Origin of the sequence: Nocardia sputorum (genome assembly GCF_027924405.1) — a bacterium.
Taxonomy (GTDB): Bacteria; Actinomycetota; Actinomycetes; order Mycobacteriales; family Mycobacteriaceae; genus Nocardia; species Nocardia sputorum.
This window is the reverse complement of record NZ_AP026978.1, coordinates 2,392,936-2,405,827: the sequence shown is the minus strand read 5'-3', so window position 1 is coordinate 2,405,827 and position 12,892 is coordinate 2,392,936. Positions and strand designations below refer to the sequence as shown.

7 protein-coding genes are annotated in these 12,892 nt (G+C 70.6%); 6 read left to right on the top strand and 1 reads right to left on the bottom strand.

What is annotated here, in order from left to right; all coding sequences use genetic code 11:
* Positions 1-165: 165 nt before the first annotated feature.
* Positions 166-1,050 (top strand): PAC2 family protein, encoded by an 885-nt coding sequence (locus QMG86_RS11150; protein ID WP_039798445.1) that lies wholly within the window; start codon positions 166-168, stop codon positions 1,048-1,050.
* 114 nt (positions 1,051-1,164) lie between these two features.
* Complete coding sequence (locus tag QMG86_RS11145) at positions 1,165-3,756, top strand: AMP-binding protein (RefSeq protein ID WP_281879342.1); 2,592 nt, start codon at positions 1,165-1,167, stop codon at positions 3,754-3,756.
* Here QMG86_RS11145 and QMG86_RS11140 read toward each other — a convergent pair.
* Positions 3,658-3,963 (bottom strand): hypothetical protein, encoded by a 306-nt coding sequence (locus QMG86_RS11140; protein WP_159844034.1) that lies wholly within the window; start codon positions 3,961-3,963, stop codon positions 3,658-3,660. The genes QMG86_RS11145 and QMG86_RS11140 overlap by 99 nt on opposite strands.
* 331 nt (positions 3,964-4,294) lie before the next feature.
* On the opposite strand from QMG86_RS11140, the gene QMG86_RS11135 reads away from it, so the two are divergent.
* The 4 genes from QMG86_RS11135 to QMG86_RS11120 all read left to right on the top strand — a co-directional run bounded on the left by QMG86_RS11135 (position 4,295) and on the right by QMG86_RS11120 (position 12,875).
* A complete protein-coding gene (locus tag QMG86_RS11135; RefSeq protein WP_281879341.1) occupies positions 4,295-5,434 on the top strand; it encodes an XRE family transcriptional regulator in 1,140 nt (379 codons plus the stop codon).
* Between the two features lie 155 nt (positions 5,435-5,589).
* A complete protein-coding gene (locus QMG86_RS11130; protein ID WP_434086201.1) occupies positions 5,590-7,254 on the top strand; it encodes a TIGR02677 family protein in 1,665 nt (554 codons plus the stop codon).
* On the top strand, positions 7,254-8,681 hold the full coding sequence (locus QMG86_RS11125; RefSeq protein WP_281879339.1) for a TIGR02678 family protein: 1,428 nt from the start codon (positions 7,254-7,256) through the stop codon (positions 8,679-8,681). Before QMG86_RS11130 ends, QMG86_RS11125 begins: the two co-directional genes overlap by 1 nt.
* A gap of 3 nt (positions 8,682-8,684) precedes the next feature.
* Complete coding sequence (locus QMG86_RS11120) at positions 8,685-12,875, top strand: TIGR02680 family protein (RefSeq protein ID WP_281879337.1); 4,191 nt, start codon at positions 8,685-8,687, stop codon at positions 12,873-12,875.
* The last annotated feature ends 17 nt before the right edge of the window (positions 12,876-12,892 follow it).

Here is a 12,892-nt window from a genome sequence, read left to right as displayed (position 1 = left end):
GTTCCAGCGTAGTGGGCGGGGTGGACGTTCCAGGCCACCACGTCGAGGCTCGGTGTCCTGGGCCACACACCCGGCCCGACGACGCGGCCGCCGCGCGCGAAAACACGCCACCCGGTCCGGCCGTCAGAGGACACGCCATACCGCCGCACACCGTAGGCTGACCGAGTGAACGCCAGTGAAACTCCCGATCCGGAACTGCCGACGTTGCGGGATCCGGTACTGGTCGCCGCCTTCGAGGGGTGGAACGACGCCGGTGACGCGGCCAGCGGCGCCGTCGAGCATCTGGAACTGATCTGGGACGCCGAGCCGTTGGCCGAACTCGACTCCGAGGACTACTACGACTATCAGGTCAACCGGCCGACCGTGCGTCAGGTGGACGGGGTGACCAGGGAAATCCAGTGGCCGTCGACGATGTTGTCGGTCTGCTCGCCGCCCGGTAGCGACCGCGACGTGGTGCTGCTGCGCGGCATCGAACCGAACATGCGCTGGCGCAGCTTCTGCGGCGACCTGCTGGAGTTCATCGAGCAGCTCGGGGTGCAGACGGTGGTGATCCTCGGCGCCCTGCTCGCGGACACCCCGCACACCAGGCCGGTGCCGGTGACCGGCTCGGCCTACAGCAAGGAGGCGGCCGAGCGGTTCAACCTGGAGCAGACCCGCTACGAGGGACCGACCGGCATCACCGGCGTACTGCAGGACCAGTGCGTCAAGGCGGGCGTCCCGGCGGTGTCGTTCTGGGCCGCGGTCCCGCACTACGTCTCCCAGCCGCCGAATCCGAAGGCGACCATCGCGCTGCTGCACCGGGTCGAGGACGTGCTCGACATCGAGGTGCCGCTGGGTGAGCTGCCCAAGCAGGCCGAGGACTGGGAGACCGCGGTCAACGAGATGACCGTGGGCGACGAGGAGATCAGCGAGTACGTGCGCTCGCTGGAGGAGCGCGGGGACGCGGCGGTCGACGTCAACGAGGCGATGGCCAAGATCGATGGCGACGCCATCGCAGCCGAATTCGAGAAGTACCTGCGCAGGCGGGGTCCGGGTAGCTTCGGTCTCTGATCGGTTGCGCGGCGGCGCGTTCGGTGCGGACGTTCGTCCGCCGCGGGGTTCACCGGAAGTTCGCCAGGGGGCCACCTCCGGGCCGGGCAACGGCCGCCTCCTACACTTTCGCCGGTGACCGTCCATCCGATCGTCGAGCGTCTGCGCACCTTCGACGAGCGGATCGCCGTCCATTGCCCCGACCCGGGCGCGGACGGCGATGCCGGGTGCGAACCCGGCCGGCAGGTGACCAACGCTCGGCTTGCGACGCTCGTCGAGGCCTACGCGACCGAGCTGGGCCCGGCCCGCCGCCTCGTCGCGCTCGCCGCGCGCAACGACCTGGCCTCGCTCGTCGCGTATCTCGGAGCGCTCAGCGCCGGGTGCGTCGTGTTGCTCGCCGAGCGGATCACTGCGGAGTTGCGGGACACCTACGACCCGGACATAGTCATCGAGGACGGCCGCGCCCGCGTGGTCCGGGAACGCTCGGCGCATCGTCTGCATCCGGATCTCGCGCTGCTGCTGAGTACGTCGGGGTCCACCGGGTCGCCGAAGCTGGTCCGGCTCTCCGCGGAGAACCTGCGCTCGAACGCCGCCGCCATCGCCGATTACCTGGCCATCGGCCCGGACGACTGCGCGGCCACCACCTTGCCGATGTTCTACTGCTACGGGCTGTCGGTGGTGCACAGCCACCTGGTGCGCGGGGCGAGCCTTCTGCTCACCGACCGGTCGGTACTCGACGCGGAATTCTGGCAGGCGTTCCGGGACTGCCGGGCAACGTCTTTCGCCGCGGTTCCCTACACCATCGATCTCCTGGACCGGATCGGTTTCGCCCGCAAGTCCCTGCCCCACCTGCGCTACGTCACGCAAGCGGGCGGCAGGCTCGCGCCGGAGCGCGTGCGCGAATTCGCCGAACTCGGCCGGGAACGCGGCTGGGACTTCGTGGTGATGTACGGCCAGACCGAGGCCACCGCCCGGATGGCGTACCTGCCCGCGCATCTGGCGAGCGCGCATCCCGACTGCATCGGGATCCCCATTCCGGGCGGCGAATTCACCCTCGAGCCGGTCGAGGATGCCGGTGACGAAGGGGACGAACCGCGCGAACTGGTCTATCACGGGCCCAATGTGATGATGGGCTACGCGAAGTCGGCCGGGGATCTGTCCCTCGGCCGCACGCTGACGGCCCTGCGCACCGGCGACCTGGCCCGGCGCACACCGGAGGGTTTGTATCGGGTGGTCGGCAGGCGCAGCCGGTTCGCCAAGATCTTCGGGTTGCGCATCGATCTGGAACGGCTCGAATCCGCGCTGGCGGAAGCCGGATTCACGGCTTGCTGCGCCGACGACGACGCGCACTTGGTCATCGCGGTCGAGAACCCGCGGTCGGATCCGACCGAGCTCGCCGTGCGCCTGTCCGGCCTGCCCGCCGCCGCGGTCGAGGTCCACCCGGTCGAGCGGATGCCACGGCTACCCAATGGCAAACCCGACTACCCCGCTATCCGCCGACTGGCCGGGCCGACGCCTCGAGGACGTGACATCCGTGCCCTCTACGCCGCCACCCTCGGCATCGACCCCGCACGGATCCACCCGGACAGCACCTTCGTCGATCTCGGCGGCAACTCGCTCACCTACGTGACCACCGCGGCGCGACTGGAGCGGGCACTCGGCGGCCTCCCCGCCGACTGGCCGAACACACCCGTCGCGGACTTGGAGCGGACACCCGAGAGCCACAGGCGCTTCGGACGGACGCTCGACACCGCGACACTGCTGCGCGCCGTCGGCATCGTGCTCATCGTGAGCGCGCACGCCGGAGTGTTCGTCCGGTGGGGCGCGGCACACGTACTGCTCGGGGTGGCCGGGTTCAACTTCGCGCGCTTCGCCGCGACCGCGGCGCCACCCGCCGAGCGATTGCGGCACACACTGCGCGCCGTGGGATACATCGCGGTGCCGACGGCGCTATGGGTCGCGCTGACGCTGCCGTTCAGCGACTACTACGGTTGGCAGAATGTCCTGTTGCTGAACAAGATCCTCGGCCCGCACGACAGTGCCACCGCCGGTCACCTGTGGTTTCTCGAGGTGCTCGTGTACTTCATGCTGGTCGCCGCGCTGCTGATCCGGATCCCCGCGGTGGACCGGTGGCAACGCGCCGAGCCGTTCTGGTTCGCGATGGCGCTGGTCGCGCTGAGCCTCGTCTTCCGATACCAGGCGTTCGGTCTGTATTCGGCGAAGGACATCCCGTTCTCTCCGCTGGCGGTCTGGCTCTTCGCGCTCGGCTGGGCGGCGGCGAAGGCGACGTCGGTGTGGCAGCGGATGACGGTGAGTGCCGTCGTACTGATCGCGGTGCCTGGATATTTCGGCGTTCCCGAGCGGGAACGACTGATCATGGCGGGTTTGCTCGCACTGGTGTGGTTGTCCGCGGTCCGGGTTCCCGCCGTCGTCGCCGTCTGCGCGGCGGTGCTGGCCGACGGCTCGCTGTTCGTCTATCTGCTGCACTGGCAGGTGTACCCGCTGTTCGAACAGCACCGGCTCGCGGGGCTGCTCGCTTCCCTGGCAGCGGGTGTGATCGCGACCGGTGCGGCGACCTGGCTGCGACGCTGGGGATCGGTGCGGTACCGGGCATTTCGGTCGCGGCGGTCAGCTCTCCACGGTCCACACCCGCGCCGCCGCGTCCTGCGCCAGTTTGGCGATCAGGATGTCGCGGGGAATCGTCTGACCGGCAAAGTGATCGAGTGAGGGAACCACCACATGATGCGCGTCGGCGCGCTTGAGTTCCGCCGTGAGCTCGGCGAAAGCCGTCCCGTCACCGCCGGTCGATTCATGGAACGTTGCGGCGAAGCACAGCCCTTCCTCGCGGGCGAGGCTGCTCATCGCGGCCTCGAGCTCTTTGCTATGGCCATCGGCCAGATCGTCACGCAAGTATCCATAGATCAACGCTTCCACCCGAACCTCCGTTGGATTGGGATCGCTGTTCTCTTATGTGGATCCACCCGTTTTACGGGGTATTTGCGCTTCGTGCAAGAGCAGATGTACTTGCAACTGCTCTTACAGGAGGGGCTGGCAAACTTCTGGCGCCAACTCAAGGATGCACAACGCGGTCGGCCGAATGTAGCTGGCAACACACGGACATCTGTCTGCCCTCTTAGGGCCACCAAACGTTAACTGGTGCGATACTACAGTCGTGGCCGCTACCGACGATCGACCCGTCTGGGCTGTCCGAATGCGTTCCGAGCGTGACGCGAGGGGGTGGTCGCAAGCCGACGCTGTTCGCGTGATGCGTGGAAAGTCTTCGCACAACCTGCCGACCGACAGTACGCTCCTACGCAACTGGCGCCGTTGGGAATCGGGCGAATCACGCCCCGACGACTTCTACGCGCCCATCATCGCCGCCACCTTCGACACGGTGGCCGCGGCGTTCTTCCCGAAGGCGAGACCCAACCGGGACGACGAATTGCTCTCGGCGACGGGCATGGACACGCTCGAGTTCCTCGGGCGACTGCGCATGTCCGACGTGTCCTCGGTGACGCTGGAGGCCATCCGCATCACCGCCGAGCGCCTGTGCTGCGAATACTCCTACGCAGACCCGCACGACCTGCACACCGAGGGCACGGCCTGGCTGCGCAGGATCACCTCGTTGCTGGATGGTCGCCTGACCCTCGCGCAGCACCGTGAAATCCTCGTTCTCGCTGGATGGGTCGCGTTGCTGGTTGGTTGCGTGGATTACGATCTCGGCCGACGAACCGCCGCCGAGGCGACCCGCCGCGCCGCCCAATCGCTGGCGCGGGAGGCGGAGCACCTCGAGATCGCCGCGTGGGCAGCGGAAATGACCGCGTGGTTCGCGCTGACCCAGGGCAACTACCGCGGCGTCATCGAGACCGTGCAGCCGACGCTGGAAGTAAGCCAGCACCTGCGCGTCGGCGTTCAACTCGCCGCCCAGCGCGCCAAAGCCTGGGCCAGGTTGGGTAATCCACGGGAGGTCGAGGCCGCCCTCAACGAGGGTCGAGCTATCTTGGAGCGACTCGAGCATCCGGCGAATCTGGACAACCATTTCGTCATCGACGCGAACAAGTTCGACTTCTACGCGATGGACTGCTGCCGGGTGGCGGGCGAGGATCGGCTCGCCGAAACCTACGCGCGCGAGGTGATCCGCAACGCCACCCGCCCCGACGGCACGGTACGCAACCCGATGCGCGTCTCCGAGGCGCACCTGACGCTGGCCGTGGTCGCGGTGCGCGACCGTGATCTGGAACTGGCGGTGGCCGAGGGTAAGCGCGCGTTCGCGGGCAGCAGGCGGTCGCTGCCGTCGCTGATGTGGATCGCGGGCGAAGTCGCGCGAGAGATCATCGAGCGATTCCCCGGCGACCCGCGCACCCGCGCGTATCTGGACCAGATGCGTTCGTTGTCCGTCGAGTGAGCCGCACCGCTCCGCAGCCGCGGCGAATGGTGACGAACCGGACCCGGCCACCCCGAACAGCGGAACGTCCTGCGGGTGGCGATCGGCCCGCTACTACCCTGTTCCCGGTGACCGACTCCGATGACGGCTGTGCCGACACCCCCTGGGACGATCGGCTGCGGCTGTTCTCTTTCGCCACCGCCGAGCGGCGCGCGGACTACCTCCGGGTGCTGCGCGCGTTCGACAGTGCGCGAGCGGCGTACGTGGTGCTGCTGCACGCCGACGACGTCGCGGAGTGGATCGAACGCCACGGAAGCGTCCTGCGCGCGCCGGACCCGACTACTTCGAACCGACCGGTCGCAATGGCAGGGGATGCGGCGGGCACCACGGAATTCCGCACGCGTCCGCCAGGTTCGCGCGAGGGCGAGCGACGGGAGCGGGAAACCGATGTGCCGGAGCAGCCCCCGGAGACGACCGGCCGGGCCGCGGCCGCGCGCCTGACCGCGGCCGAGATCGGTCCGCTGCTGGACCAGCTGCACCACTGGGGCGTGCTGGAACGCAGTTACGACGGAGCCCGCGCCGCGACGCTGGCCGAATACCGCAACCGGCACTACGTGTACCAGTTCTCCCAGGCGGGCTTCCAGGCATACCGGGCGGTCGCCGGTGTGCTCAGCGCGCGCCTCGACGACGCCTCGCTGTCGCGCCTCGTGCTGCCCGAGTTGCTGGCCGATCTGCACACCCTGGCCGAGGCCAATCGGGCGGGCGACGCCGAACGCGCCTACCGCACGCTGCGTCGTCTCGACACCGCCCTGTCCGACCTGGCCGCCCGCGCCGCGCACTTCTATCTGGGGCTCGGCGACCTGGTGCGCACCACCGAGATCACCCCGGAATCGTTTCTCGCGCACAAGGACGCGCTGCTCGCGCACATGCGGGAATTCAGCCTGGACCTGGCCCGATTCACCCCGCGCCTGGCGGCGGCGATCGCGGAGATCGAGGAAACCGGAGCCGACGACCTGATCGTCCGGGCGGCGCGCTGCGACGAACGGGTGCTCCTGAGCATCGATGAACGCCGCGCCGATTGGCAGGCCAGATGGGACGGACTGCGGACCTGGTTCGTGGCGTCCGCCGGCGAGGCGGACGGGCCGACGGAGGCCGAGCGACTGCGCGAGGCCACCATGAGCGCCATCGCCGCGGTGCTCTCGCTGCTGCGGCGGGTCACCGAGACGCGCCGCGGCGGGGTCAGCCGGGAATCGGCACTGCGGCATCTGGCCGGCTGGTTCACCGCGGCGCCGACCGTGGACAGTGCCCACGCCCTGTTCGACGCCGTGTTCGGGCTGGGCAAACCACGGCACCTCGCGATGGAGCACCCGGACGCCGATGTGATCCCGGCGATCCGATCCTGGTGGGACGCACCGCCGTTGGAGATCTCACGCACGCTGGCCGAGACCGGGCGCCCGCCCTCGGCCGGTGCGCCCGCCCGCATCCACCGCAACGACGCGGGCATCCGGCGCCTGCGCGAGGCCCAGTTGGACGCGCAGCGGGCCCGTGCCGCGGCCGCCAGGTCGCTGGCCGCCGGGGACGTGCACGAACGGGTCCTGGACGACCGGGAAACCGAAGTGCTGCTGCGGCTACTGGACGCCGCGTCCACCGCGTGGGTCCCGGTGCGCGGCCGGGTGGCGGGCACCACCGGTTCCGACAGCGGCGTCACCCTCACGGTGTCCGAGCACGACGGTCCGACGGTGGTGCGCACCACCCGCGGGCTGCTGCGGTTGAACAACCGGACGCTGAAGATCGAGCAGACGACCGGAACGCGGTCGCACCCGCGCGGGGAGCGCCGCTGATGCACGGACGCACCATCGATGCGCTCGCGCTCGACAACTATCAGCGCGCCGCGCGGGTCGTCCTGGCCAACCACCTGGTGACCCGCACCTACCCGGACCGGATCGCACTGCCGCTGATCCGGCGCTGGGCCACCGAGTTGCGCGAGGACCTCGCCGAATTGTTCGGCTACCGGCTCGAAGTCACGGAGACCACCGCACGGGTCTTCCCGGTGCTGGACCGCCTCGACGCGGGCAGGCCCGCGCGCACCCCCGCCGAGCGCGTTTTCGACCGCCGCCGCTATGCCTATCTCGCCCTCGCGCTCGCCGCGTTGGGACGCGCGGGAGACCAGATCACCCTGTCCGAGCTGGCCGAACAGGTGGCCGCCTACGCGAGCCGGGTGGACGGGCTCGAGCTCGCCACCGACCGGGCCGCCGACCGCGACGCGTTCGTCGACGCGGTGGGCTGGCTGACCGTGCGCGGCGCGCTCACCTTGGCCGACGGCGACGCGGGCGGCTGGGCCAGCGATCCGGAAGCCGGTGAGGCGCTCTACGACATCGACCGACAGGTGGTCTTCGCGCTGTTCCGGCCGCCGCGGGCACTGCAGCATCTGCACAGCGTGCGGGGGCTGCTGCTCACCGAAGACGCCACGGTTCCCGGCCTTTCGGCGCACGCGACCGGCACCGCAGAGATCGCGCGCCGGGTGCGCAGGGCGCTGGTCGAACAACCGGTCGTGTACGCCGAGGACCTCGCGCCCGAGGAGCGCCCTGTCCTCGCCCAGGAGCGGGTGGTCGCGGAGGTGGAGCTGTTCACCGGATTGCGCGCCGAACGCCGGGCGGAGGGCGTCGCGCTGATCGACAGCTCGGGGCGGCTGTCGGACGTCCGCTTCCCGGGGACCGGCACGCTCGCGCAGGTCGCCTTGCTGCTGGCCGGCGAGATCGCCGACCGGGTGCTGGATATCGACCACCCGCTGCCGCGGCGCCACAGCGCGACGGACCTCGGCGAGGCACTGGCCGACCAACTCGACGAAGCCATCCCCGAATCCACCATGTTCACCCCGCTCGCCGAATCCGGCGTATCGGATTCGCTTGCCGACGACCTCGATCCGCCGGACGGCCCGCGGCAACCGGAGGACCCACCGGTTTCGCCCGGCTATCCACTGATCGACCGGACCTGGTTGCGCGAGACGGTCCAGGCGCTCGCCGACCGCTACGGTACGACGTTCGCCGCGCAATGGCAGGCCGACGTCGCGCGCCTCACCACCGAGGTGGTGGCCTTGCTGGAGCGGCTGCGACTGGTCCGGGTGGTGGACGACGGGCTGCTCGTGCTGCCCGCCCTGGCCCGCTACCGTGGCGCGGTCGTCACGGTCCGCACCAAGCGGGCCGCGGAACTGTTCGTCACGGCGGCCGACACCTACGGGCCCGACGGCACCGGTACGGAAGGGAACTGACGGATGTCGCTCATTCACGGCGGAGTGCGGTTCACTCCGACCCGCGCCGGGATCGTCAACCTATGGGATTACCGCGACCAGGAGTTCTGTTTCGCCGACGGCAGATTGGTCCTGCGCGGGCCGAACGGATCGGGCAAGACGAAGGCGCTGGAAGTGCTGTTCCCCTTCGTCTTGGACGGACGGATCGAGCCGCGCAGGCTCAACCCGTTCGCCGGCGAGGAGCGCACGATGAAGTCGAACCTGCTCTACCGCAAGCAGGACTCGGCGTACTCGTATGTCTGGATGGAGTTCGCGCGCGGCCGCTGGGAGGACCCCGAGGCGGTCACCGTCGGCGTCGGCATGCGCGCCACCCGTTCCTCGGACAAGGTGACCCGCTGGTATTTCGTCGCCGACGGCCGGGTTGGTGTGGACTTCTCCTTGATCGGCCCGGACGACCGTCCGTTCACCCGCAAACAGCTCGCCGAGCAGATCGGCACCGATTCGATCGTCGACCGGCCGGTGGACTATCGCAACGCCATCGACGCGCGCATGTTCGGTCTCGGGACGCAGCGCTACGACCAGCTGATCAATCTGATCCTCACGCTGCGCCGTCCGCAGCTGGCCAAGAACCTGGACCCGCGCGGCCTGTCGCAGGCGCTCACCGACGGCCTGCGCCCGCTCGACGAGCAGCTGATCCTGGACGCCGCCCGCTCGTTCAGCGACATGGAGGAGGTCGGCCGCACCCTCGAGGGTCTGGTGCACGCCGACACGGCGACGCGGGCGTTCGTCGAGGTGTATCGCAAATATCTTGCGGTGCAGGCGAAGACGGACGTCGACCAGGTGCGCGCGCGGCTCGACGCGGTGACCCACGCGAGCACCGCCCTGTTCGCCGCCACCGCCCTGCGCGAGCGCAGGGAAACCGAGCGCACCGCCGCCGAGGCCAGGGCCGAGGACGCGGACCGCGCCTACGAGCAGGCTCTCGCCGACCGGGAGAACCTCCAGCGTTCCAGCGCCTACGAGGGCAAACAGCAGCTCGACGACTTGGCCGACGCGGTGCGGCGCCTGGAGACCTCGGCGGGCGTGCACGCCGACAAGGCGCTCAAGTCCCGCCAGACCTTGGACCAGCGGACCCAGGAGGCCGAGCGCGCGCGCACCGCGGTGCGCACCGCCGCCGCCGCGCTCGCCCGCGGTGAGGACGACCTGCGCGCCGCGGCCGAGGAGGCCGGAATCGCCTGGACGCCGCTTCCGGAGACGACGCGGGCCGAGCAGCTCACCATCGCCGTGCGCGGGCACGCCGAGGAACGTGACGCCGACGTGCGCGCAGTCCGGAAGGCGGTCGCCGCGGTGGACACCGCTGCCGCCGAACGCACCAGGGCCGAGCGGCTCGCCGAGCGCGCGCGGGAACTGCGCGACGCGGCCGCGGCGGAAGTCGCGCACGCCGAAGCGGCGGTCGCCGTGACCCGCTCCGAGGTCGCGGCCGCGTTGCGGACCTGGTGGGACGAGCACCGCGAGATCTACGCCCCGGTGCGCGCCGGGTTGTTCGAGGCGTTGAGTTCGGCGCTGGCCGAGACGGATTCGGATGCGCCATCGGTCGCCGAAGTGCTGGCCGAGCGTGCCGAACCTGTGCTCGACGAAGTCCGTACCCGGCGTCAGGAGGCACGCGCCCGCGTCACCGCGGCCACGGCGCGCCACGATGAGCTGACCACCGAACTGGAACGGGTGACCGCCCGCCGGGACGACGCGCCACCGGCATTCGCGGGCCGCTCCGGCCGGACCGGCGACCAGCCCGGCGCCGCGCTGTGGCGGCTGGTGCGTTTCGCGGACGACGTGCCGCCCGAGGCCGCGGCGGGCATCGAAGCCGCGTTGCACGCCGCGAATCTGCTGGACGCCTGGGTCTGCCCGAGCGGCGAGCTGCCGCGCGACTACGACTCCGATCAGTTCCTGGTGCCGCTGCCCGCATCGGACCGCCCGACCGGCCGCACGCTCGCCGACGTGCTCGTCGTCGAAGACGATTCGGACACCCTGATGGTGCCGCGGCAGGTCGTGGCCGACGTGCTCGCCTCCGTCGCCCTGCACGAGGGCGCCGGTGAGCCCGGCGGCGCGGTGACGATCGGAGCCGACGGCGCGTTCCGGCAAGGCGTGCAGATCGGCAGGCACCGCAAGGCCGACGCCGAGTTCATCGGCGCCACCGCGCGGGCCAGGCGCCGCGAGATCCGCTCGGCCGAGCTGACCGCCGCCGCGGCCGCCGCGGACGAGGACCGGCGCGCCGCCGAACAGCAGGAAGCCGCCGCCACCGCCGAACTCGCGCGAATCTCCGCCGCCGCCAAGACGCTTCCGCGCCCGACCGCGGTGACCACCGCCTTGCGGGCGGTGTCGGAGGCCGCGGGCATGCTGCGCTCGCGCGCGGAGGCCGCCGCCCACGCCGAGCGCGACCTCGACCGAGCGGTCGCGGAAGTGTCCGCCGCGGAGAAGAAGTTGCGCGCGGCCGCCGCAGCCCATCGCACGCCGCGCACGGCACGCGAGATCGACGCCCTCGCGGCCGCCATCCGGCACTTCGAGAACACCGGAACGGGATTGCTGCGCCTGCGCGGCGACCACGAACGGGAACGGGAGCGCGCACGCGAGGCGGAGGACCGTTTGACCGAGGCCGCCGACCTGGCCGAGGCGTTCGCGGAAGAAGCCGAGGCCGCGCACACCGGCTACCAGGAACAGCTGCGGAAACTGGAGATCTTGCGGGAAGCTCTCGGCGCGGGCGCGGCCGACGTCGATCGCGAATTGGAGCGGGCCCGGCAGCGGATCGAGGCGACCAAGGCCGAGCAGAAAGCCGCGCGCAAGGCCGCCAACCAGGCCATCGAGGCGGTCGGCGACGCCGAGGCCGCCTACCGCACCGCGCACGAGTCCCTCGCCACCGCGCTCACCGAGGTGCTGGCGGACGTGCGAGCCCTCGCGCCGTACGCTCGGCCGGATCTGCTCACGCTGCTCGGCGCGCCCGCCGACGGACGCTGGCCCAGCAGCGACGCCGCGTGGTCGACGCCCGAGCAATTGCTGTACCGGATATCGAAGGCAGGGCCGCAGGCGCCACCGCGGGTGCTGCCCGACGAAGTCGCCGCGCTGTTCGACAGTCTCGCCGCGGCCACGTCGTCGGTGCGCGCCGGCGAGGCGGCCCGCAAGTCCACGCGCTCGGCGGTGACCGCGGCGTTGCAGGAATTCGATGCCGCGCTCGCCGCTTCGGGCCGCGATTACCGGTTGCAATGGGACGCCGCCGACGGCCTCACCGTCGTCCAGGTGCACGACGAGCACGGCGTCTCCGCGCTGGCCGACTTCGCAGGCCGCCTCGACTCCGCACGCCGTGACCAGGAATTGCTGCTCACCGACGCCGAGCGACGCATCCTGGAGGACGCGCTGTTGACCGGCCTGGCCCAGCAGATCCACGAACGCACCAGCGACGCCCGCGATCTCATCGGCCGGATGGGCGCGGAGATGAAACAGCGCCGGATGTCCTCGGGCAACACCATCGGCGTGCACTGGGTGCTGGCCGACAGCCTGTCCGACGCGGCGCGGGCGATGTGCAAGCTGCTCGACCGGGATGCCTCGGCGCTGACGGCGGAGGATCTGGCGGCGGTCCGTGCGCATTTCGCCTCCGAGATCCGCGCGGCGCGGGCGGCGCACCCGGAACGCTCCTACCCCGAGATCTTGGCCGCGACGCTGGATTACCGCACCTGGCGGGTGTTCTCGTTCACCTTGATCTCCGCCGACGGCAGCGAGGACAAGCTCACCGTGGCCAGGCACAGCGCGCTGTCGGGCGGGGAGCAGTCGGTATCGCTGCACCTGCCGCTGTTCGCCGCGGCGCACGTCATGCTCGATTCGGCCGACCCGCAGGCCCCGCGCCTGCTCGCGCTGGACGAGGCGTTCGCGGGCGTCGACGACAACGGCCGCAGCGAATTGCTCGGATTGAGCGTGCAATTCGACCTGGACCTGTTCATGACCGGTTACGACCTGTGGATCACCTATCCGCACGTCCCGGCGTGCGCGCACTACGACCTGGCGCACTCGGCGGCCGAGAACACCGTCAGCGCGACACTGCTGGTGTGGGACAGCGGCGACCTGCTCGCCGAACACGACGGAACGGATCTCACCGCCGCGCTCGGTTCTCCCGATCGCCGCCGCGTCCCCAGCACGATCGAGGGCGGCCTGGAACTCACGCCGATGACCTAGCCGACCGGCTCATTCCG